Source organism: Streptomyces genisteinicus (assembly GCF_014489615.1).
Lineage (GTDB): Bacteria > Actinomycetota > Actinomycetes > Streptomycetales > Streptomycetaceae > Streptomyces > Streptomyces genisteinicus.
Map to the genome: position 1 here is coordinate 6,316,880 of NZ_CP060825.1, position 21,359 is coordinate 6,338,238.

At 72.9% G+C, this 21,359-nt stretch carries 19 protein-coding genes; 8 read left to right on the forward strand and 11 right to left on the reverse strand.

The features are described 5' to 3' along the window. The first annotated feature begins 15 nt into the window (after positions 1-15). The 3 genes from IAG43_RS27185 to IAG43_RS27195 all read left to right on the forward strand — a co-directional run bounded on the left by IAG43_RS27185 (position 16) and on the right by IAG43_RS27195 (position 3,412). On the forward strand, positions 16-417 hold the full coding sequence (locus IAG43_RS27185) for a RidA family protein (protein WP_187743312.1): 402 nt from the start codon (positions 16-18) through the stop codon (positions 415-417). Positions 418-761: 344 nt separating this feature from the next. Next, complete coding sequence (locus IAG43_RS27190) at positions 762-2,543, forward strand: gamma-glutamyltransferase family protein (RefSeq protein WP_187743313.1); 1,782 nt, start codon at positions 762-764, stop codon at positions 2,541-2,543. Positions 2,544-2,584: 41 nt separating this feature from the next. Continuing rightward, positions 2,585-3,412, forward strand: a complete 828-nt coding sequence (locus tag IAG43_RS27195; protein ID WP_187743314.1) for an inositol monophosphatase family protein — start codon at positions 2,585-2,587, stop codon at positions 3,410-3,412. Between the two features lie 186 nt (positions 3,413-3,598). On the opposite strand, the gene IAG43_RS27200 is transcribed toward IAG43_RS27195, so the two are convergent. After that, complete coding sequence (locus IAG43_RS27200) at positions 3,599-4,393, reverse strand: DUF4037 domain-containing protein (RefSeq protein WP_187743315.1); 795 nt, start codon at positions 4,391-4,393, stop codon at positions 3,599-3,601. A gap of 87 nt (positions 4,394-4,480) precedes the next feature. Between IAG43_RS27200 and IAG43_RS27205 the strand changes: the two genes are divergently transcribed. From IAG43_RS27205 to IAG43_RS27220, 4 genes are all read left to right on the forward strand, one after another. Continuing rightward, positions 4,481-5,896, forward strand: a complete 1,416-nt coding sequence (locus tag IAG43_RS27205) for a phytoene desaturase family protein (RefSeq protein WP_187743316.1) — start codon at positions 4,481-4,483, stop codon at positions 5,894-5,896. A gap of 178 nt (positions 5,897-6,074) precedes the next feature. Continuing rightward, positions 6,075-6,590 carry an O-acetyl-ADP-ribose deacetylase gene (locus IAG43_RS27210; protein WP_187743317.1) on the forward strand — a complete coding sequence of 172 codons (516 nt, stop codon included), beginning with the start codon at positions 6,075-6,077 and terminating at the stop codon, positions 6,588-6,590. A gap of 363 nt (positions 6,591-6,953) precedes the next feature. Next, positions 6,954-8,429 (forward strand): AlkA N-terminal domain-containing protein, encoded by a 1,476-nt coding sequence (locus IAG43_RS27215; protein WP_187743318.1) that lies wholly within the window; start codon positions 6,954-6,956, stop codon positions 8,427-8,429. Between the two features lie 366 nt (positions 8,430-8,795). Beyond that, positions 8,796-9,269 carry a methylated-DNA--[protein]-cysteine S-methyltransferase gene (locus IAG43_RS27220; protein ID WP_246574794.1) on the forward strand — a complete coding sequence of 158 codons (474 nt, stop codon included), beginning with the start codon at positions 8,796-8,798 and terminating at the stop codon, positions 9,267-9,269. Positions 9,270-9,299: 30 nt separating this feature from the next. Here the strand turns inward: IAG43_RS27220 and IAG43_RS27225 are convergent, their stop codons facing one another. Then, complete coding sequence (locus IAG43_RS27225) at positions 9,300-10,037, reverse strand: SIR2 family NAD-dependent protein deacylase (protein ID WP_187743319.1); 738 nt, start codon at positions 10,035-10,037, stop codon at positions 9,300-9,302. 66 nt (positions 10,038-10,103) lie between these two features. Continuing rightward, complete coding sequence (locus tag IAG43_RS27230) at positions 10,104-10,595, reverse strand: NUDIX domain-containing protein (protein ID WP_187743320.1); 492 nt, start codon at positions 10,593-10,595, stop codon at positions 10,104-10,106. Positions 10,596-10,857: 262 nt separating this feature from the next. On the opposite strand from IAG43_RS27230, the gene IAG43_RS27235 reads away from it, so the two are divergent. Further along, entirely contained in the window at positions 10,858-12,012 is a 1,155-nt protein-coding gene (locus tag IAG43_RS27235; RefSeq protein ID WP_187743321.1) for a glycerate kinase, read from the forward strand. A gap of 345 nt (positions 12,013-12,357) precedes the next feature. Here the strand turns inward: IAG43_RS27235 and pssA are convergent, their stop codons facing one another. The 8 genes from pssA to IAG43_RS27275 form a co-directional block, all read right to left on the reverse strand. Continuing rightward, positions 12,358-13,212 (reverse strand): CDP-diacylglycerol--serine O-phosphatidyltransferase, encoded by an 855-nt coding sequence (pssA, locus tag IAG43_RS27240; RefSeq protein ID WP_187744662.1) that lies wholly within the window; start codon positions 13,210-13,212, stop codon positions 12,358-12,360. Next, positions 13,205-13,861, reverse strand: a complete 657-nt coding sequence (locus IAG43_RS27245; protein WP_187743322.1) for a phosphatidylserine decarboxylase — start codon at positions 13,859-13,861, stop codon at positions 13,205-13,207. Before IAG43_RS27245 ends, pssA begins: the two co-directional genes overlap by 8 nt. 170 nt (positions 13,862-14,031) lie before the next feature. Continuing rightward, positions 14,032-15,237: an acyl-CoA dehydrogenase family protein gene (locus IAG43_RS27250; RefSeq protein ID WP_187743323.1), complete on the reverse strand. Its 1,206-nt coding sequence runs from the start codon at positions 15,235-15,237 to the stop codon at positions 14,032-14,034. A gap of 2 nt (positions 15,238-15,239) precedes the next feature. After that, the gene (locus IAG43_RS27255) at positions 15,240-15,752 is read right to left on the reverse strand and encodes a MaoC family dehydratase (protein ID WP_187743324.1); all 513 of its coding nucleotides are present in this window, start codon (positions 15,750-15,752) and stop codon (positions 15,240-15,242) included. 3 nt (positions 15,753-15,755) lie between these two features. Further along, entirely contained in the window at positions 15,756-16,730 is a 975-nt protein-coding gene (locus IAG43_RS27260) for an HpcH/HpaI aldolase/citrate lyase family protein (protein ID WP_187743325.1), read from the reverse strand. Next, positions 16,727-18,748 carry a protein meaA gene (locus tag IAG43_RS27265; RefSeq protein ID WP_187743326.1) on the reverse strand — a complete coding sequence of 674 codons (2,022 nt, stop codon included), beginning with the start codon at positions 18,746-18,748 and terminating at the stop codon, positions 16,727-16,729. Before IAG43_RS27265 ends, IAG43_RS27260 begins: the two co-directional genes overlap by 4 nt. A 9-nt stretch (positions 18,749-18,757) precedes the next feature. After that, positions 18,758-20,095, reverse strand: coding sequence for a crotonyl-CoA carboxylase/reductase (gene ccrA, locus IAG43_RS27270; protein WP_187743327.1), 1,338 nt, complete (start codon positions 20,093-20,095; stop codon positions 18,758-18,760). Positions 20,096-20,501: 406 nt separating this feature from the next. Further along, positions 20,502-21,353 carry a TetR family transcriptional regulator gene (locus IAG43_RS27275; RefSeq protein WP_187743328.1) on the reverse strand — a complete coding sequence of 284 codons (852 nt, stop codon included), beginning with the start codon at positions 21,351-21,353 and terminating at the stop codon, positions 20,502-20,504. Positions 21,354-21,359 lie beyond the last annotated feature (6 nt).

Genomic DNA, 21,359 nt, shown 5'->3' on the forward strand with positions numbered 1-21,359 from the left:
CAAGAGGTGACACCCATGGCTCATGACATCGTCAATCCGGACGGCCTGCACGACCCGGTCCCGTTCGGCTACAGCCACACCGCCACCGTGCCCGCAGGTACGGAACTGGTGGTCATCGCAGGTCAGTACGGATCGGGCCCGGACGGCGCGGTCGTCTCGGCCGACTTCGGCGAGCAGGTGAAGCAGACGTTCCGCAACATCGGCACCGCTCTCGCCGCCCATGGGCTCGACGACCGTCACGTCGTCCAGCTCAGGACGTACGTGGTGAACCACGACATGGGCAAGCTGGGGTCGATCGCCGGGGCCGTGCAGGAGCGCTGGGGCACGAAGCCGCCGGCGCAGACCCTCATCGGGGTCGCGAGCCTGGCCACGCCTGACGTGCTGTTCGAGGTCGAGGCTCTCGCCGCCCGCCCCTGACCAGTCGCCCCCGCCTTGCAGGCGAGCGCACGCGGCTCGCCTGCAAGGCGTCGGCGGCAGGACGGGTTCCCTGTGCCGAGGCACACGTACGCATTCCTCGGGCCGGATGCAGGAGAAACGGCCGCCGCCCTCGCCACGTGGCCGGGGCGGACATCGCCGACCATCACGCTCGATCACTACGCGCACGTCGTGCCGGAGGCGGGGAAGAAGGGGCGCAGGGCGATCGATAGCCTGCCGGGGAGCCGGCGGAGGGGAGTTCCGGTCCGAACTCCCGATTCTCCCGGGCCCGGTCCTGAGTGCGGATGAGACCGTCCGACCCGCGTCAACAGCGAGGTGAGAGCCGTATGTTCACCACCCGTCCCACCCTCCAGGGCACCTTCGGCATGGTGTCGTCCACGCACTGGCTCGCCTCCCAGTCCGCCATGGCCGTCCTGGAGCGCGGCGGCAACGCCTACGACGCGGCCGTCGCCGCCGGATTCGTGCTGCACGTCGTCGAACCCCATCTCTGCGGCCCCGCGGGCGAGGTGCCGGTGATCCTCGCGCCCGCCGGCGGCGAGGTCCGGGTGCTGTGCGGGCAGGGTGTCGCGCCCGCGGGCGCGACACCCGGGCACTACCGCGGGCTCGGGCTCGACGTGGTGCCCGGCACCGGCCCGCTGGCCGCCGCCGTCCCCGGCGCGTTCGACGCCTGGATGCTGCTGCTGCGCGACTGGGGCACCATGCCCCTCGCCGACGTGCTGAGCTACGCGATCGGCTACGCCGAGCACGGCCACGCCCCGGTCGAGCGGGTCGGCGAGACCGTGGAGAGCGTCCGCCGGCTCTTCGAGACGGAGTGGACCACGTCCGCCGACGTCTACCTGCCCGGCGGCCGGCCGCCGCGGCCCGGCGAACGGTTCCGCAACCCCGCGCTCGCCGCCACCTGGCGCCGCCTCGTCGCCGAGGCGGAGGCGGCGGCACCGGACCGGGAGGGCCGGATCGACGCGGCGCGCGAAGTGTGGCGGACCGGGTTCGTCGCCGACGCCCTCGTCCGCCAGGCCGCCCGCCCCACCCTGGACACCAGCGGCACGCACCACACCGGCACCCTCACCGCCGAGGACCTGGCGAACTGGTCCGCCTCCTACGAGGAACCCGTCGCCCACGAGTGGCGCGGCTGGACGGTCTGCAAGGCGGGCCCCTGGAGCCAGGGACCGGTCCTGCTCCAGCAGCTGGCCCTCCTGCCTCCCGAACTCCCGGCCCACGGCACGGGCGAGTACGTCCATCTCCTCGTCGAGGGCTGCAAGCTGGCGATGGCCGACCGCGAGGCCTGGTACGGGGACGCCGCCCCGGTGCCGCTCGGCGAACTGCTGTCGGAGCCCTACAACGCCGCCCGGCGTGCCCTGATCGGCGAGAAGGCCTCCTACGAGCTGCGCCCCGGCGCCCCCGGCGGCCGGACGCCCCGGATCAGCCCCCACGCGTACACCGTGCTCGCCGACGCCCCCGGCGTCCCCGGCGCGGGCGAGCCCACCGTCTCGCGCGACGGCGCGACCCGGGGGGACACGTGCCACGTCGACGTCGTCGACCGCTGGGGCAACATGGTCGCCGCCACCCCGAGCGGCGGCTGGCTCCAGTCCAACCCGGTCGTCCCCGAGCTGGGCTTCCCGCTGGGCACCCGGCTCCAGATGACCTGGCTGGAGCCCGGCCTCCCGAACACCCTCACACCGGGCCGCCGCCCCCGCACCACCCTCACCCCCTCGATCGCGCTCCGCGACGGAGAGCCGGTGCTCGCCTTCGGCACCCCCGGAGGCGACCAGCAGGACCAGTGGCAGCTGCACTTCCTGCTCGCCCTGGAGCAGCTGCCCCACGTCCGCGGCGGCTGGGACCTCCAGGGCGCCGTCGACGCCCCGAACTGGCACAACGAGTCCTTCCCCGGCTCCTTCCACCCGCGCGGTATGCGCCCGGGCAGCCTCACCGTCGAGTCCCGCACGCCCCCGGAGACCATCGCCGACCTCCGTCGGCGGGGCCACGACGTCACCGTCGGCGGCGCCTGGACGGAGGGGCGGCTGTGCGCGGTCGCCCGCGACCCCCGCACCCGGGTCCTGTCGGCCGCGGCGAACCCCAGGGGAATGCAGGGTTACGCGGTGGGGCGCTGACCGCCTCCCGGGATGTCGGCCGCACGTGATTGGCTGGAGCCATGATCGATGACTTCCTCACCGGTGACCTGTCCGACGTCGAGGAGGCGATACGCAAGGCGGTCGCCACCGAGATCACGCCCCGGTTCCGCCGGCTGGCCGACGACGAGATCGACCACAAGCGAGGGCCCCACGACCTCGTCACCGCCGCCGACCGGCTGGCGGAGGAGCACCTGACCGGCTCCCTGACCGCCCTGCTGCCGGGCTCGGTGGTGGTCGGCGAGGAGTCGGTGCACGCCGACCCCGCGGTCTACGGAGCCCTGCGCGGGGACGCCCCGGTCTGGATCGTCGACCCGGTCGACGGCACCCGCCAGTTCGTCGAGGGCGACCCCGGCTTCTGCACCCTGGTCGCCCTCGCCCACCGGGGCGAGCTCCTCGCCTCGTGGACGTACGCACCGGTGCCGGACGAGCTCGCCTTCGCCGTCCGGGGCGGCGGCGCCCTGCTCGACGGGCGGCCGCTGCGCGCCGGTGCGCCCGTGCCCGGCGACGTGGTGCGGGTGGCCATGTCCAACCCGGACTTCTCGTCGCCCGAGGAGAAGCGGCTGCTGCTCGGCCTCGACGTCCCCGAGGTCCACGCGAAGCCGTGCGGCTCGGCCGGTCTGGAGTACCTCCGGGTGGCCCGGGGCGAACTGGACGCGACGGTGTTCAGCTGGGACTACGCGTGGGACCACGCGGCCGGGCTGCTGCTCGTCACCGAGGCGGGCGGCTGCCAGCGGACCGTCGCCGGCAAGCCGTTCGACGTCTCCGTGGACAACACGCTGCCGTTCACGGCGGCCCGCGACGAGGCGACGGCCCGCCGCCTTCTCGCCCTTCTGGGCGCGCCCTCCTGACCGGTACCGTCACCGCCCGCGCGGACACCGGTACCGGTGACCGTGTCGGGCGGTGGCGGCAGCCCGCCGCCGTCCGGCACCGGCGGTCGCGCACACCGGGGCCGGGCCGCCCGCGCCCGCGGTCGGGCAGGGCCGCCACCCGGCCACCGGCTTGAGGGCCGCCCGCGCCCGCGGCACCCGCCGTCGTCAGGACGGGAGGGCCCGGGTCTCGCGGACCAGGTCCCGGGCGGCGTCCACCGCGGGGGCGTCCAGCGCCGTCAGGATGTCCGCCACACGGACCGTCAGGTCCGGCGGCGCGCCGGGCAGTGCGGCCGCCGCCGCGAGCGCGCCCTTCTCGTTCACGCACCACACCCGGTTCTGGGCGTGCAGCGACTGGGCCAGCACCCCGAACGCCCGCGACAGGCACAGCGACACGTGCAGCGTGTCGCCCGCCCCCACCGACTTGCGTGCCGCCGCGACCGAGAACTCCGCCTCCCACCCCGCCGCGACCAGCGCGTCCCGCAGCGGCTCCGGATAGTGCCGGGTCTCCTCCCGCAGGGCGGCCAACTCCCCGCCGGTGTCCGCGAGCACACGGCACAGCGCGGCCTCGCCCGGGTAGGCGGGGGACCAGAAGCCCAGCGGGTGACCGGGCTGCACCCCCACCTCGTACCGCCCCTCGCGGCAGTCGGACCAGACCCGGCGGACGCGGTCCAGGTCACGCAGGATCCAGTCCACGGCGACCCCGTCCACCGTCAGCCAGGCCCCGCCGTCCACCCACGGCCCCCACCCGCCCGGCCCGGCCACCTCGACGCGTCCGCCGGTGAACCCGGAGGCGAGCCGGGCCAGCGCGTCCGTGTCCACGCCGCCGCGGTAGTACACGCCCAGGTCCCAGTCGGAGTCGGGCCGGTGGGTCCCGCGCGCCCGGCTCTCGCCGAGCGCGACCGCCCGCACCCCTCGCACCGCCGTCAACCGGCGGGCCATCGTCTCGATCGTCTCGTCCATCGCCGCGGACGGTACCCGCCCCCGCGCCGTCGGCGCCGCCGAATATCCTGTGTGCTCATGGCCGTCGGCTGACGAAGGAGTCCGAAGGTGCCGTCGATGCTCGATGCCGTCGTCGTGGGAGCGGGACCCAACGGGCTGACGGCCGCGGCCGAACTGGCCCGCCGCGGCTTCTCGGTCGCCGTGTTCGAAGCGCTGGACACCGTGGGCGGCGGTGCCCGTACGGAGGAACTGACCCTCCCCGGCTTCCGCCACGACCCGTGCTCCGCCGTCCACCCGCTCGGCGTCGGATCGCCCGCGTTCGCGCGGATGCCCCTGGAGCGGCACGGTCTCACCTGGCTGCACCCCGAACTGCCCCTCGCGCACCCCTTCCCGGACGGCACGGCCGCCGTCCTCAGCAGGTCCGTCGCCGAGACCGCCCTGTCGCTGGGCGCCGCCGACGCCGGCGCCTACCGCCGGCTGCTCGCGCCCTACCTGGGCCGCTGGGACACCATCGCGCAGGACTTCCTGCGCACCCCCTGGGACGGCCTGCCCCGCGACCCGCTGCGCTTCGCCCGCTTCGGCCTGGACGCGATCCGGCCCGTGTCCTGGCTGGCCCGCCGTTTCGAGGGGGAGAAGGGCCGGGCGCTGCTCGCCGGGCTCGCCGCCCACGCCATCGCGCCCACCGACTCCGTCGCGACCGGCGGAATCGCCCTCATGTTCGCCCTCGCCGCCCACGAGGTCGGCTGGCCCGTGCCGCGTGGCGGCTCCCAGGCGATCTCCGACGCCCTCGCCTCCTACCTGCGCGAACAGGGCGGGACCATCCACACCGGCACCGAGGTCAAGCGCCTGGACGAACTCCCGCCCGCCCGCGCCTACGTCTTCGACACCTCGCCCACCGCGCTCGCCCGGATCGCCGGACTCGGCAACGCCTACTGGCGCTACCGCTACGGCGCCGCCGCCTTCAAAATCGACTACGCGCTGTCGGGGCCGGTCCCCTGGACGTCCCCCCAGGCGCGCACGGCGGGCACCGTGCACATCGGCCCGACCGCCGGCGAGATCGACGCGGCGCTGCGCGCGGCCACCGAGGGCCGCGAACCGGACGTCCCGTTCCTGATCACGGCCCAGCCCAGTATCGTCGACCCGGGCAGGGCACCCGAGGGCAAGCACGTCCTGTGGGCGTACGGGCACGTGCCGGCCGGCTGGGAGGGCGACGCCACCGACGCCGTCGAGCGTCAGATCGAGCGGTTCGCGCCCGGATTCCGTGACCTGGTCCTCGCGCGCTCCATTGCCGGACCGCCCCGACTGGCCGCGCGGAACGCCAACTACGTCGCCGGCGACATCGCCTGCGGCGCCTTCACCGGGCTCCAGACCGTGATCCGGCCGCGCCTCGCCCGGGTGCCCTATGCGACGGCCCACCCGTCCGTCTTCATCTGCTCCTCGGCGACCCCGCCCGGCCCCGGCGTCCACGGCATGTCCGGCCACCACGCGGCGAAGGCGGTCTGGCGCGCCCTGCGCACCGGCTGACGGGGCCGGCGGCCGGGAGCGCCGGACAGCGGCCGCCCCGGGCGGTCCGCACGCCGCCGGGCCGGTCGCGCCCGCTGCCGCCGCCGGTTCTCCGCCGGCCCGTCCTCCTGTCCGCCCGTCCGCCCGTGCGCCGGTCCGACTGCCGCGTGTCCGGCGGGCAGGCGGGCATCATGGGCCCATGGGCACACCTCATATCGTCCTCGTCCGCGGCGACATCACCGATCAGCAGGCCGACGCGATCGTCAACGCTGCCAACTCCTCGCTGCTGGGCGGCGGTGGAGTCGACGGGGCCATCCACCGCCGCGGCGGCCCGGAGATCCTCGAAGCCTGCCGCGCGCTGCGCGCCGCGCACCTGGGCAAGGGGCTCCCGACCGGACAGGCCGTCGCCACACCGGCCGGCCGGCTGCACGCGGACCACGTCATCCACACCGTGGGCCCCGTGTTCACCCGCGAGGAGGACCGCTCGGCACTGCTCGCCTCCTGCTACCGCGAGTCGCTGCGCGTCGCGGACGGCCTCGGCGCCCGCACCGTCGCCTTCCCCGCGGTGTCGGCGGGCGTCTACGGCTGGCCCTTGGACGACGCCGCGCGCATCGCGATCGACACGGTGCGCGCCGCCGACACGTCCGTCGCCGAGGCGAGGTTCGTCCTCTTCGACGAGGAGGCGTACGCGGCCTTCGCCGCACACCTCGGCTGACCGGCCGGAGGCCGCCTGTGCGCGGCGGGGGTGGTGTCCGGGTGGGCGGCTGTCCCCCGGGACGGGGTGGCGGGGTCGAAGGGCGCGGCCCCCGGCTTTTCCGGCTTCCCGGGCACCTGGTCTCCCGGCTGGGCGGAGTCCCCGTCGGCTGCGAGCGCTGCGGGCCCCGGCCGCCCCAGGCGGGTCGGACACGCACGCGGCCGCCCCGCCCGCGCGCCCCGGACCCGGCGCTCCGGTGCCGCCCGCCGCGTACCCCCGTCGGCTTGTCCTCGGACGATGGCGGCAGGGCCCCTCGCAGGCCGGGGCACGTTCATGTCGGATTCCCGCCAGCGGCGGTCACCTCGCGTGGCCCATGCTTGACCCATGCACACCGACACCGAGCGCTGCGTGCGGGCCGTCCGCTCCAAGGACGCCCGCTTCGACGGATGGTTCTTCACCGCTGTGCTCACCACCCGGATCTACTGCCGTCCGAGCTGCCCCGCCGTGCCGCCGCGTGCCGAGAACATGACCTTCTACCCGAGCGCCGCCGCCTGCCAGCAGGCGGGCTTCCGGGCCTGCAAGCGCTGCCGCCCCGACAGCAGCCCCGGATCGCCTGCCTGGAACGTCCGCGCGGACCTCGTCGCCCGCGCGATGCGCCTCATCGGCGACGGGGTCGTCGACCGCGAGGGCGTGCCGGGACTCGCGTCCCGTCTCGGCTACTCGACCCGCCAGGTCGAACGGCAGCTGCTCGCCGAGCTCGGCGCGGGCCCGCTCGCCCTCGCACGCGCCCAGCGGGCGCAGACGGCACGCCTCCTGATCGAGACCACGCCGCTGCCCATGGCCGACGTCGCCTTCGCGGCGGGCTTCTCGTCCGTGCGCACCTTCAACGAGACCGTCCGCGAGGTGTTCGCCCTCGCCCCGGGCGAGCTGCGCGCCCGTGCGAGCGGCGCGCGCCCGGCATCCCCGCCCGTTCCCGGGTCGATCTCGCTCCGGCTCCCGTACCGGGCCCCGCTCGAACCGGGCAACCTCTTCGGGCACCTCGCGGCGACCGGTGTCCCCGGCGTCGAGGAGTGGCGCGACGGCGCCTACCGGCGCACCCTCGCGCTCCCGTACGGGCACGGCATCGCCGCCCTCGCCCCGCGGGCGGACCACATCGCGTGCCGGCTCTCGCTGACCGACCTGCGCGACCTCACGATCGCCATCAGCCGCTGCCGGTGGCTGCTCGACCTCGACGCCGACCCGGAGGCCGTCGACGACCGGCTGCGCGCGGACCCCGGTCTCGCCCCGACGGTCGGCAAGGCGCCCGGCCGCCGCGTCCCCCGTACCGTCGACGCCGCCGAGTTCGCGGTCCGCGCCGTGCTGGGCCAGCAGGTCTCCACCGCCGCCGCCCGCACTCACGCCGCCCGGCTGGTGAGCGCGCACGGAGTGCCGGTGGAGGACCCCGAGGGCGGTCTCACCCACCTCTTCCCGACCTCCGAGGCGCTCGCGGGCCTCGACCCGGAGACGCTGGCGCTGCCGCGCAGCCGCCGGGCCACCCTCACCGGGCTGGTCGGCGCGCTGGCCGGCGGCGGGCTCGCCCTGGACCCGGGAAGCGACTGGGACCGGGCCCGCGCGCAACTCGGCGCCATGCCCGGCTTCGGGCCCTGGACGGTCGAGGTGATCGCGATGCGCGCCCTGGGCGACCCGGACGCCTTCCTCCCCACCGACCTCGGCATCCGGCGTGCGGCGGCCGCCCTGGACCTGCCGGCCACCCCCGGCGCGCTCACCGCGCACGCGGCGGCCTGGCGGCCCTGGCGGGCGTACGCCGTCCAGTACCTGTGGGCCACCGACGACCACCCGATCAACCATCTGCCCGCCTGAGCCCGGCGGCGCCGTCGCGGCCGACCCGGCCCGCGACGCCGACCGCCGGGCCGGGCACCGCACCGGACCGGAGCACACGTGAGGACGGCACCGATGACGACCGCACCCGAGAGCACAGCACCCGCCCCCACCGTCCCCGTGACGAAGGCGGAGCCGGCGACGAAGAGGCCGGCGACGAAGGCGGTGAACGCGACGAACGCGAGCGAGATGAACGTGAACGCGGCGAAGGCGGAGCCGAGCGCCAGGAAGCCGAACGCCAGGAAGCCGAACGCCAGGAAGGCGAACGCCGGGAAGGGGAACGCCGCGACGGCGAAGCCGACGAGGGCCGGGGCGGCCGCGGGGGACACCGCGCGGCAGCACACCGTCGTGGACAGCCCCTACGGGCCGCTCACCCTGGTCGCCACCGGCGGGGTCCTCAGCGGCCTCTACATGGAGGGCCAGCGCCACCGCCCCGCCGAGGAGACCTTCGGCGAACCGGACGCGTCCCCGTTCGCCGAGGCGGTCCGTCAGCTGGACGCGTACTTCGCACGTGAGCTGACCGCGTTCGACCTGCCGATGCGCCTCGCCGGAACCCCGTTCCAGCTGCGGGTCTGGGAGCAGCTGCGCCGCATCCCGTACGGCGAGACGCGCACCTACGGGGAGCTCGCCGCGCTGCTCGGCAACCCGAACGCCTCGCGCGCCGTCGGCCTCGCCAACGGCAAGAACCCCGTCGGCATCATCGTGCCGTGCCACCGGGTGATCGGGGCCTCCGGATCGCTCGTCGGATACGGCGGCGGCCTCGGCCGCAAGCAGCGTCTGCTCGCCTTCGAGGGCGACGTGCCCGAGGAGACCCTCTTCTGACGGATCGCGGGAGTGCCCGCCGCGCGCGGGCTACGCCGCCCCGGCCTCCTTGGCCAGCCGCTCCAGCAGGGCCGGCAGCGAGGTGCCGATCGGCTCCCGCACCACCTCGTCGGCGAGTTCGTCGTACGGTGTCGGCTCGGCGTTGACCACGATCAGCCGGGCGCCGTGGTCGACCGCCATTCCGGCCAGCGACGCCGCCGGCTGCACCTGGAGCGTGGTGCCGACGGCCACGAACACCTCGCAGCCCTTGGCGACGGCCATCGCCCCGCCCAGCACCTGCGGGTCGAGACGCTCGCCGAACATCACCGTCGCCGACTTGAGGATTCCGCCGCACACCCGGCACGCCGGGTCGTCCTCGCCCTCCTCGACGCGGGCCAGCGCCTCCTCCATGGAGGAGCGCGCATGGCAGCGCGTGCAGGTCACCGCCCGGGCGGTCCCGTGCAGTTCGAGCACCTTGCGCTCCGGCATGCCCCCGAGCTGGTGCAGCCCGTCGACGTTCTGGGTCAGGACGCGGACGGCGACGCCCGGCCGCCGGTCGAGGGCGGCGACCGCCCGGTGCGCGGCGTTGGGCTCGGCGTGCAGGGCGGCGGCGTCGCGGCGCATGAGCCACGAGCGGCGCCGGATGTCCGGGTCGGCCATGTAGAAGTCGTAGGTGACGAGCTTCTCGGCCTCGGGGTCCTGCCGCCACAGCCCCTGGGGGCCGCGGTAGTCGGGGATGCCGGAGTCCGTGGACACACCGGCGCCGCTGAGGATCGCGACGAGAGTCATGGCCGGAGCCTATGCAGCGGGCCGCGGGCCGGGCCAACGGGTTTCCGGCGCCCCGGCGCCGGGCCGTCAGCGCGGCGGCAGGCCGTTCTCCAGCTCGACCGCGCCCGTGCCGGCGTCGAGCGCGGCGAGGGCCGACAGCACCCGGTCGCCGAGTTCGCCGGGCAGGTGCCGGGGCAGGTCCCCGCGCTCCACCAGGCGCCAGGACAGCAGCTCCGCCTCCTGGATCCTGATCCTCCCGAGGCGTTCCTCGCCGAGCACACCCCCGTCGTACACGTATCCCACGACGGGGGGCCGGTCCACGTGCGGGACCCAGTCGACGGCCAGCAGGCGTCCGGGCTCGACGTCCAGACCGATCTCCTCCCGGGCCTCCCGGCGCGCCGCCTGCCGCGGGGTCTCGCCCCGTTCCGGCTCGACGGTCCCGCCGGGCAGTGCCCAGCCCGGCCGGTAGTTGGGTTCGACGAGGAGCACCCTCCCGGCGCCGTCGCGGAGCAGGACGGCGGCGCCCGCCTGGACGCGGGGGAGGGAGGCGAACCAGGCGGCGCGGTCGGCAGTCGTCACGGCACGCAGCGTAGGGGACCGGGCGGGTGGGCACGGGCGGTTCCCCGTGGTTCCTCCCGCGCGCACGGCCGCGGGTCCGGCCGGGTACCCGCCCGGCCCGGGCGGCGTCGCCGACGCGCCGTGCCGGATGTGTCGGCGACACCGGCTACCTGCCCCGTGCCGGTGGGCGTATCGCTGGGCGAGAGGGGGCTGGCCGGGGGCCTGAGCTGCGGATAGGGTCGAGGCGGCGCGACTGCCTGTTCGACAAGCAAGGGATACAAGGGTGACGGACGGAGCAGTTTCTCGGTCGGCGCGTGTTCTCGTGGCGGCTGACAAGTTCAAGGGTTCGCTGACGGCCGTGCAGGTCGCCGAGCGGGTGACCGCAGGTCTCCGGCAGGTCGTCCCCGGCCTGGAGGTCGAGACGCTGCCGGTCGCCGACGGCGGCGACGGCACGGTCGCGGCCGCCGTGGCGGCGGGCTTCGAGCGGCGCGAGGTGCGGGTGGCCGGTCCGCTCGGCGACCCGGTCACCGCGGCCTACGCCCTGCGCGACGGCACGGCCGTGGTGGAGATGGCGGAGGCGTCGGGCCTCCAGCACCTGCCGCGGGACACCTTCGCGCCGCTGACGGCCACCACGTACGGCTCCGGGGAACTGCTGCGGGCCGCGCTGGACGCCGGGGCGACCACGATCGTCTTCGGCGTCGGCGGCAGTGCGACGACCGACGGCGGCGCGGGCATGCTGGAGGCCCTCGGGGCCCGCTTCCTCGACGCCGCCGGCGATCCGGTGGCGCGCGGCGGCGGCGGGCTCGCCGACCTGGCGACCGCCGACCTCTCCGGGCTCGACGGCCGCTTCGACGGGGTGGATCTCGTCCTCGCCAGCGACGTGGACAACCCGCTGACCGGGCCCAAGGGCGCTCCCGCCGTGTACGGCCCGCAGAAGGGCGCGACCCCCGACGACGTCGCCGCCCTCGACGCGGCGCTCGCCCACTACGCGGAGGTCCTGGAGACGGTCCTCGGCCCGTCGGCCGCCGAGTACGCCGAGGCGCCGGGCGCGGGCGCGGCGGGCGGCATCGGCTACGGGGCGCTCGTCGCCCTCGGCGCCCGCTTCCGGCCGGGGATCGAGGTCATGCTCGACGTGCTGGGCTTCGCGCCCGCGCTGGAGAAGGCGACCCTCGTGATCACGGGGGAGGGCTCCCTGGACGAGCAGACCCTGCACGGCAAGGCCCCGGCCGGCGTCGCCGCCGCGGCCAGGGCCCGGGGCGTCGAGGTCGTCGCCGTCTGCGGCCGTCTGGCGCTGCCGGCCGAGGCGCTGGGGCGGGCGGGCATCCGCCGCGCCTACGCGCTGGCGTCCCTCGAACCGGACCCCGCGGTCTCGATGGCCCAGGCGGGCCCGCTGCTGGAGCGGGTGGCGGCGGACATCGCCCGCGACTTCCTCGCCTGAGCCCGGCGGGTGCGACGGGCCCTCCGGGCCCTGTGCACCCGAGCCCCGCAGAGCGCGCATCGAAGGCCCCGGCATCCGCCGGGGCCTTCCGTGCTCCTGCCCCGCGGGGACGCGGGCACGGTGGCCCCGGGCGACCGGGTACGCCGTCGGGCCCTGGCCCCGTGGCCGTGAGCAGCGGGGAGCCTGCGCCCCGCCCACGGCCGGGAGCCGCCGGCCACGCCCCGCCCCGCCGCCGGGCGCCGGAGCACGCCCCCGCCCCGCCGCCCACGCACGAGGGCCCCGGACACCGTGCGGTGTCCGGGGCCCTTCGTGGTGGCGGAGTCCCGGCGGACGTGCCCGCGTCCCTTACGGGAGCTGGGCCGCCCGGGCCTCGCGGTTCTCGCGCCGGTTGTCCCGGAAGGTGTTCACCCGGCGGGCGGTCGCGAAGAGCGGGATCGTCGCCGCCATCACGATCTGGAGCGCGCAGCCCATCTGGAGGAGCACCTGGCCGCCGGGGGCGTCGAACGCCCACGCCGCCAGCATGCCCATCGCGGCCACGATCCAGCCGAGCATCGCCACCGCGAGGACACCCCGCGGCTTCGGGTACTCGACCCGGCTGACCATCAGCCACGCCGTGCCGATGATCGCCAGCAGCGTCGGGATGAAGGGCAGCTCCAGCAGCACGATCGAGACGACCGTGAGCGCTCCGAAGGGGCTCGGCATGCCCTGGAACATGCCGTCCTTCAAGGTCACGCAGCTGAATCTGGCAAGCCGCAGCACCACCGCCAGCAGCACCACGATCGCGGCCACCGCCGAGACCCGCTGGTGGGCGTCGTCCGCGACCATGCCGTAGACCAGCACGAAGTACGCGGGGGCCAGCCCGAAGCTGATCAGGTCGGAGAGGTTGTCCAGCTCCGCGCCCATCGGCGAGGACCGCAGCTTGCGGGCCACCAGGCCGTCGCAGAGGTCGAAGATCGCGGCGAGCAGCATCAGGATCACGGCCGTCGCGGCGCTGTGCCGCGCCATGCCGGTCTCCTGGCTGCCCTGGAGGTGCGGGATGAGGATTCCGGTGGTGGTGAAGTACACCGCCATGAATCCGCAGGTCGCGTTGCCCAGAGTGAGGGTGTCCGCTATCGACAGCCTCAGACTGAGCGGCATCTCCTCCGCGTCGTCGTCCTCGTCGTCGGCCCAGTTCGACGCCTGTGTGTCGGGATCAATCACGGTCAATGCGAGTCACCCCCGCTGTCGTGGTCTGCCCGACCTCGACGGCGACGTCCACACCCTCCGGGAGGTAGATGTCGACGCGCGAGCCGAAGCGGATCAGACCGATGCGCTCACCCTGTTCGACCTTGGTGCCCTGCGGGATGTAGGGGACGATGCGCCGCGCCACCGCGCCGGCGATCTGCACCATCTCGATGTCGCCGAGTTCGGTGTCGAAGTGCCAGACAACGCGCTCGTTGTTCTCGCTCTCCTTGTTGAACGCGGGGACGAAGCCACCGGGCACGTGCTCGACGGACGTGACGGTGCCGGCCAGCGGCGCGCGGTTCACGTGGACGTTGAGCGGGCTCATGAAGATCGCGACCCGGGTGCGTCCGTCCTTCCACGGCATGATGCTCTGCACCACGCCGTCGGCGGGGGAGATGACCCGGCCCTGGGCGACCTCGCGCTCGGGGTCGCGGAAGAACCACAGCATGCCCGCCGCGAGTGCGGTGGCGGGCACGGCCACGGTCGCGGCCCGCCGCGAGCGGCGGGACCGGGCCAGGCTGAGGGCAGCGGTGGCGACGGTCGGCAGGAGCCACGGCGATGCTCCGCGAGCGATGCGTACGCCACGGATGGTGTCGCGGTGTGCAGAGGTTTGGCTGTGGGGCATGGATGACCTTCGTAGCGGATGATGCCGCGCTGGCAACTGGGGGACGGCGGCTTTCCGTCGATGTTATCGGTTACGACCCGCAACTGGGAAAGCCAGAAGCCGAGTCGACGGCCGGAAGATGATGACAGGGTGTGATCATCTTCCGGCCTTAACCGACCGAAAAGCGACAATCAGCCCTGTGACCTGTACTCCTCGAGCAGTCGACGGCCAATGATCATTTTCTGGATCTCGGCGGTACCTTCGCCGATCAGCAGCATCGGCGCCTCGCGGTAGAGGCGCTCGATCTCGTACTCCTTGGAGAAGCCGTAGCCGCCGTGGATGCGGAAGGCGTCCTCGACGACTTCCTTGCAGTACTCGGAGGCGAGGTACTTCGCCATCCCTGCCTCCAGGTCGTTTCGTTCCCCGGAGTCCTTTTTGCGTGCCGCGTTCACCATCATCGCATGAGCGGCTTCGACCTTGGTCGCCATCTCGGCCAACTTGAACTGGATCGCCTGGTGCGAGGCGATCGGCTTGCCGAAAGTGTGACGTTGCTGGGCATAGGAGACACCGAGTTCGAAAGCACGCTGCGCGACACCGCAGCCACGGGCCGCGACGTTGACCCGGCCGACCTCGACGCCGTCCATCATTTGGTAAAACCCGCGGCCGGTGGTCCCGCCGAGGACCCGATTGGCCGGAATGCGCAGTCCGTCCATGATGAGCTCGGTCGTGTCGACGCCCTTGTAGCCCATCTTGTCGATCTTCCCCGGGATCGTCAGGCCCGGACGCACCTCGCCGAACCCCGGCTCCTTCTCCACCAGGAACGTCGTCATCGACTTGTGCGGCGCGGTGCCCTCGGGGTGTCCTTCGTCACTCCTGCACAGCACCGCCACAAGAGTCGACGTACCGCCGTTGGTCAGCCACATCTTCTGGCCGTTCAGGACGTACTCGTCGCCGTCCCTGACGCCCTTGGACGTGATGGCCGACACGTCCGAGCCCAGCGCCGGCTCCGACATCGAGAACGCGCCACGCACCTCGCCCAGCGCCATCCGGGGCAGGAAGGTGTCCTTCTGCTCCTGGGTGCCGTGCTGCTTGAGCATGTACGCCACGATGAAGTGCGTGTTGATGATGCCCGAGACGGACATCCAGCCGCGGGCGATCTCCTCGACGCACAGCGCGTACGTGAGAAGGGACTCACCCAGGCCGCCGTACTCCTCCGGGATCATCAGCCCGAACAGGCCGAGCTCCTTGAGACCGTCGACGATCTCCTGGGGGTACTCGTCCTTGTGCTCCAGCTCCGTGGCGACCGGGATGATCTCCTTGTCGACGAAGTCCCGGACGGTGGAGAGGATCTCCTGCTGGACATCGGTCAGACCTGCGGTCTGGGCGAGTCGGGCCATGACTACTTCTCCTGCGACTTGGGTTCCGGGCGGCCCGGCTGCTCGCCGCCGCGCTCCTTGATGTACGTCTCGGTCGGGACCATCACCTTGCGCCGGAAGACGCAGACGAGGGTGCCGTCCTGCTTGTACCCCTTGGTCTCGACGTACACGATGCCGCGGTCGTTCTTCGACCGGGACGGCGTCTTGTCGAGGACGGTGGTCTCGCCGTAGATCGTGTCGCCGTGGAAGGTCGGCGCCACGTGGCGCAGCGACTCGATCTCCAGATTGGCGATGGCCTTGCCGGAGACGTCCGGCACGGACATGCCGAGCAGCAGCGAGTAGATGTAGTTGCCCACCACCACGTTCTTGCCGAAGTCCGTGGTGTTCTCCGCATAGTTGGCGTCCATGTGGAGGGGGTGGTGGTTCATCGTCAGCAGGCAGAAGAGATGGTCGTCGTACTCCGTGACCGTCTTCCCGGGCCAGTGCTTGTAGACCGCCCCGACCTCGAACTCCTCGTAGGTGCGTCCGAACTGCATGGCTCAGGCCTCCGGGATCTCGAACGAGCTGGTGCGCTTCATCCCGGCGGCGCGGCCCTTGCCCGAGACGACCAGGGCCATCTTGCGCGAGGCCTCGTCGATCATCTCGTCGCCGAGCATCGCGGAGCCCTTCTTCCCGCCGGCCTCGGACGTGTAGTAGTCGTAGGCGTCGAGGATCAGCTCGGCGTGGTCGTAGTCCTCCTGGGACGGCGAGAAGATCTCGTTCGACGCGTCCACCTGGCCGGGGTGCAGCACCCACTTGCCGTCGAAGCCGAGCGCCGCGGCGCGCTGCGCCACCTCGCGGTAGCCGTCGACGTTGCGGATCTGGAGGTAGGGGCCGTCGATCGCCTGGAGGTTGTTGGCGCGGGCGGCCATCAGGATCTTCATCAGGATGTAGTGGTAGGCGTCCGCGGGGTACCCGGGCGGCTGCTCGCCGACGACCAGCGACTTCATGTTGATGGAGGCCATGAAGTCGGCCGGGCCGAAGATGATGGTCTCCACCCGCGGCGAGGCCTGCGCGATCGCGTTGACGTTGTTGAGGCCCTGGGCGTTCTCGATCTGCGCCTCGATGCCGATCTTCCCCGGCTCGAAGCCCATGGTCTTCTCGATCTGGGTGAGCAGCAGGTCGAGCGCGACGACCTGCTCCGCGCTCTGCACCTTCGGCAGCATGATGCAGTCGAGGTTCTGCCCCGCGCCCTCGACGACGGTCACGACGTCGCGGTAGGTCCACTCGGTGGTCCAGTCGTTGACCCGCACGACCCGGGTCTTGCCCGTCCAGTCGCCCTCGTTGAGGAACTTGACGATGGTGTGCCGGGCCTCCGGCTTGGCGAGCGGGGCGCAGGCGTCCTCCAGGTCGAGGAAGACCTGGTCGGCCGGCAGGCCCTGGGCCTTCTCCAGGAACCGCGGGTTCGAGCCGGGCACCGCCAGGCAGGAACGGCGCGGGCGGAGACGGTTGACCGGATGCACTGGCGTGCTCATGCGGGGACCTCCGTACTTTCAAGGGGGCTGAGCTTGTTGGCTCGGCGGATCTCGTCGACGATACGGCCGATGATCTCCGTGATGCCGAAGTCCTTCGGGGTGAACACGGCGGCCACTCCGGCCGCCTTCAGCTGGGCCGCGTCGGCGTTCGGGATGATGCCGCCCACGATCACCGGGATGTCGGGGGCGCCGGCGTCCCGCAGCCGCTCCAGCACGTCGGGCACCAGCTCGGCGTGGGAGCCGGACAGGATCGACAGGCCCACGCAGTGGACGTCCTCCGCGAGGGCGGCGGAGACGATCTGCTCCGGCGTCAGCCGGATGCCCTGGTAGACGACCTCGAACCCGGCGTCGCGGGCCCGCACGGCGATCTGCTCGGCGCCGTTGGAATGGCCGTCCAGGCCGGGCTTGCCGACCAGCAGGCGCAGCCGGCCGGAGCCGAGCTCGTCGGCGGTCCTGGCGACCTTGTCGCGGACCACGGCGAGCGGTGTGCCCGCCTCGGCGGTGACGGCCACCGGGGCGCTGCTGACGCCGGTCGGCGCGCGGAACTCGCCGAAGACGTCACGCAGCGCCCAGGCCCACTCGCCGGTGGTGACGCCCGCACGCGCGCACTCGACGGTGGCCGCCATCAGGTTCTCGGTGCCCGCGGCGGCCTTCTTGAGGGCCGCGAGGGACTCGGCGGCACGGGGCTCGTCCCGGTTCGCGCGCCACTCGTGCAGCTTCGCGGTGACGCGTGCCTCGTTCGCCGGGTCGACGGTCATGATGGCCGTGTCGAGGTCGGCGGTGAGCGGGTTCTCCTCGGTCGTCTCGAAGATGTTGACGCCGACGATCTTCTCGTCGCCCGCCTCGATCCGCGCCCGCCGTTCGGCGTGCGAGGACACCAGCTGCGACTTGAGGTAGCCGGACTCGACGGCCGCCATCGCGCCGCCCATCTCCTCGATCCGGCGGATCTCGGCGAGGCACTCGTCGACGAGGGCGCCGACCTTGGCCTCGATGACGTGCGAGCCCGCGAAGATGTCCTCGTACTCCAGCAGGTCGCTCTCGTGCGCCAGCACCTGCTGGATGCGCAGCGACCACTGCTGGTCCCAGGGCCGGGGCAGGCCCAGCGCCTCGTTCCAGGCGGGGAGCTGCACGGCGCGGGCGCGGGCGTCCTTGGAGAGGGTGACGGCGAGCATCTCCAGCACGATGCGCTGGACGTTGTTCTCCGGCTGCGCCTCGGTCAGGCCGAGCGAGTTGACCTGGACGCCGTAGCGGAACCGGCGCTGCTTCTCGTTCGTGATGCCGTAGCGCTCGCGGGTGACCTGGTCCCAGATGCGGCCGAAGGCGCGCATCTTGCACATCTCCTCGACGAAGCGGACGCCCGCGTTCACGAAGAACGAGATGCGGGCGACCACGTCGCCGAACTTCTCGGCCGGCACCTGGCCGGAGTCGCGCACCGCGTCGAGCACCGCGATCGCGGTGGACATCGCGTAGGCGATCTCCTGCACCGGTGTGGCGCCGGCCTCCTGCAGGTGGTAGCTGCAGATGTTGATCGGGTTCCACTTGGGGATGGCGGCCACCGTGTACGTGATCATGTCGGTGGTCAGGCGCAGCGAAGGACCGGGCGGGAACACGTGCGTCCCGCGCGACAGGTACTCCTTGACGATGTCGTTCTGGGTGGTGCCCTGGAGCCGGGTGATGTCCGCGCCCTGCTCCTCGGCGACGACCTGGTACAGCGCCAGCAGCCACATGGCCGTCGCGTTGATGGTCATCGACGTGTTCATCTGCTCCAGCGGGATCTCCTGGAACAGCCGCCGCATGTCGCCCAGATGGGAGACCGGCACCCCGACCCGGCCGACCTCGCCGCGGGCGAGGACGTGGTCGGGGTCGTACCCGGTCTGCGTCGGCAGGTCGAAGGCGACCGACAGACCCGTCTGGCCCTTGGCGAGGTTGCGCCGGTACAGCTCGTTGGACGCCTCCGCGGTCGAGTGCCCCGCGTAGGTGCGCATGAGCCAGGGCCGGTCCTTCTTGCGCTCAGTCATCGAGGAACCTCAGACGTTCCGGAAGCGGTTGATGGCGTCGAGGTGCTTGGCGCGCATCTCCGGGTCCTTGACGCCGAGCCCCTCCTCGGGGGCGAGCGCGAGCACGCCGACCTTGCCCTGGTGGAGGTTGCGGTGCACGTCGTACGCGGCCTGGCCGGTGTCCTCGAGGGAGTAGACCTTGGAGAGCGTCGGGTGGATCTTGCCCTTGGCGATGAGGCGGTTGGCCTCCCACGCCTCGCGGTAGTTGGCGAAGTGCGAGCCGATGATCCGCTTCAGCGACATCCACAGGTAGCGGTTGTCGTACTCGTGCATGTAGCCCGAGGTCGAGGCGCAGGTGGTGATGGTGCCGCCCTTGCGGGTGACGTAGACGCTGGCGCCGAAGGTCTCGCGGCCGGGGTGCTCGAAGACGATGTCGATGTCCTCGCCGCCGGTGAACTCGCGGATGCGCTTGCCGAAGCGCTTCCACTCCTTCGGGTCCTGGGTGCGCTCGTCCTTCCAGAACTTGTAGCCCTCGGCGCTGCGGTCGATGATCGCCTCGGCGCCCATCGAGCGGCAGATGTCCGCCTTCTGCTCGCTGGAGACGACGCAGATCGGGTTGGCGCCGCCGGCGAGGGCGAACTGCGTGGCGTAGGAGCCCAGTCCGCCGCTCGCGCCCCAGATGAGCACGTTGTCGCCCTGCTTCATGCCGGCGCCGTTGCGGGAGACGAGCTGCCGGTAGGCGGTGGAGTTGACGAGGCCGGGGGCGGCCGCCTCCTCCCAGCTGAGGTGCTTCGGCTTCGGCATGAGCTGGTTGGACTTGACGAGCGCGATCTCCGCCAGTCCGCCGAAGTTGGTCTCGAAGCCCCAGATGCGCTGCTCGGGGTCGAGCATCGTGTCGTTGTGGCCGTCGGAGGACTCCAGCTCGACCGAGAGGCAGTGCGCGACGACCTCGTCGCCCGGGTTCCAGGCGTTCACGCCGGGTCCGGTGCGCAGGACGACGCCCGCGAGGTCGGAGCCGATGACGTGGTAGGGGAGGTCGTGGCGCTTGGTGAGCTCGGAGAGGCGTCCGTAGCGCTCCAGGAAGCCGAAGGTGGACAGCGGCTCGAAGATCGAGGTCCACACCGAGTTGTAGTTGACCGAGCTGGCCATGACGGCCACCAGGGCCTCGCCGGGGCCGAGCTCCGGGACCGGCACGTCGTCCAGGTGGATCGACTTGCGGGGGTCCTTGTCCCGGGTCTCGAGGCCGGCGAACATCTCCGTCTCGTCCTTGTGCACGGTGATCGCGCGGTAGGACTCGGGGAGCTTGAGAGCGGCGAAGTCGGCGGAGGTGGTCTCCGGCGACTGGATCGCGTCCAGGATTTCCTTCACGGTGTTGCCTCCGGCGGGAAGCGTCCTGCGGGGACGCTGAGGGGTTCGTCGGGCGGTGCTGGGTGTGGAGGTGTGCCGTCGGTTCGGCGGATGGAGCTGCGGCGGCGCCTGTGGGCGCGACGGGAGGTGCCTGTGACGCAGGCGTCCGGGCGGAGCGGCCTCGGGCTGCTGGGACAGCCGGCGTACGAGTGTGCTCTGCACGCCGGCCGCCCGGACTCCTTCAACGTATGGCACGCCGTGCCAGGTGGCAAGACACTCCGTGCCAAGAATTTCTCTCAGATGCAATCCAATGGACACATATGAGCGATGATCGATCGAACCCGGCCGCAAAGCAGGCGAAGACCGCCCGATCCGGGCGGTCCTCGCCTGCTGCGTCGTCTCGCGCCCGCGTGCGGCGCGGCGGAGGTCAGGCCTCCTTGAGGGCCTGCTCGATCGTGCGCATGACCTCGCTGAGCGGGGCGTCGGTCCGCGCCACCGCCACCAGGACCTCGCCCTCGGTCCTCGCCGCGGCCGGCGCGTCGAGCGTCGCCGGGAGTGTGCGGCCGGCCTTGCGGCCCGCCCCTATGCCGCTGCCGAAGGTGTCCCGCACGATGGCGAAGGCGTGGTCCAGCTGGGTCTCCACGTCGCCCTGCCCGCCGGCCCGCAGCCACCGCCGCAGGACGTGGTTGTGCGCCGTGACCACCGCCGACGCGGCCACCTCGGCCAGCAGCGGGTCGTCGTTGCCGTCGTGGTGGTCGCGCTCGTCGAAGTGGCCCAGGAGATAGCGCGTGAACAGGCGCTCGTAGCGGGCCACCGAGGCGATCTCGCGCTCCCGCAGCGTGGGCACCTCACGCGTCAGGCGGTACCGCTCGACCGAGACGGAGGGGGAGGAGGCGTACATCCTCATGACCTCCTTGATGCCGCGGCACACCGTGTCCAGGGGGTGCTCGTGCGGCGGGGCCGCGTTCAGCACCGCCTCGGCCCGGACCAGGGTGTCGTCGTGGTCCGGGAAGATCGCCTCCTCCTTGGACCGGAAGTGGCGGAAGAAGGTGCGCCGGGCCACCCCGGCGGCCGCCGCGATCTCGTCGACCGTCGTCGCCTCGTACCCCTTGGTCGCGAACAACTCCATGGCCGCAGCGGCCAGTTCACGGCGCATCTTCAGACGCTGGGCGGCGGCTTTCGAGCCCGCTGCGCTCTCCGTGACATCGGGGACGGAACCGGCGCGGAGCGGGCGTCGGGACGGATCGGCAGGCTGCGGCATGACTTGAACGTACTCCATGCCGGC

Excerpts from the sequence above, each read along its gene's own strand:
- IAG43_RS27185 (WP_187743312.1), top strand. The coding sequence starts at position 16 with ATGGCTCATGACATCGTCAATCCGGACGGCCTGCACGACCCGGTCCCG.
- IAG43_RS27190 (WP_187743313.1), top strand. The coding sequence starts at position 762 with ATGTTCACCACCCGTCCCACCCTCCAGGGCACCTTCGGCATGGTGTCG.
- IAG43_RS27195 (WP_187743314.1), top strand. The coding sequence starts at position 2,585 with ATGATCGATGACTTCCTCACCGGTGACCTGTCCGACGTCGAGGAGGCG.
- IAG43_RS27200 (WP_187743315.1), bottom strand. The coding sequence starts at position 4,393 with ATGGACGAGACGATCGAGACGATGGCCCGCCGGTTGACGGCGGTGCGA.
- IAG43_RS27210 (WP_187743317.1), top strand. The coding sequence starts at position 6,075 with ATGGGCACACCTCATATCGTCCTCGTCCGCGGCGACATCACCGATCAG.
- IAG43_RS27215 (WP_187743318.1), top strand. The coding sequence starts at position 6,954 with ATGCACACCGACACCGAGCGCTGCGTGCGGGCCGTCCGCTCCAAGGAC.
- IAG43_RS27225 (WP_187743319.1), bottom strand. The coding sequence starts at position 10,037 with ATGACTCTCGTCGCGATCCTCAGCGGCGCCGGTGTGTCCACGGACTCC.
- IAG43_RS27245 (WP_187743322.1), bottom strand. The coding sequence starts at position 13,861 with ATGCCCCACAGCCAAACCTCTGCACACCGCGACACCATCCGTGGCGTA.
- IAG43_RS27250 (WP_187743323.1), bottom strand. The coding sequence starts at position 15,237 with ATGGCCCGACTCGCCCAGACCGCAGGTCTGACCGATGTCCAGCAGGAG.
- IAG43_RS27255 (WP_187743324.1), bottom strand. The coding sequence starts at position 15,752 with ATGCAGTTCGGACGCACCTACGAGGAGTTCGAGGTCGGGGCGGTCTAC.
- IAG43_RS27260 (WP_187743325.1), bottom strand. The coding sequence starts at position 16,730 with ATGAGCACGCCAGTGCATCCGGTCAACCGTCTCCGCCCGCGCCGTTCC.
- IAG43_RS27265 (WP_187743326.1), bottom strand. The coding sequence starts at position 18,748 with ATGACTGAGCGCAAGAAGGACCGGCCCTGGCTCATGCGCACCTACGCG.
- IAG43_RS27275 (WP_187743328.1), bottom strand. The coding sequence starts at position 21,353 with ATGGAGTACGTTCAAGTCATGCCGCAGCCTGCCGATCCGTCCCGACGC.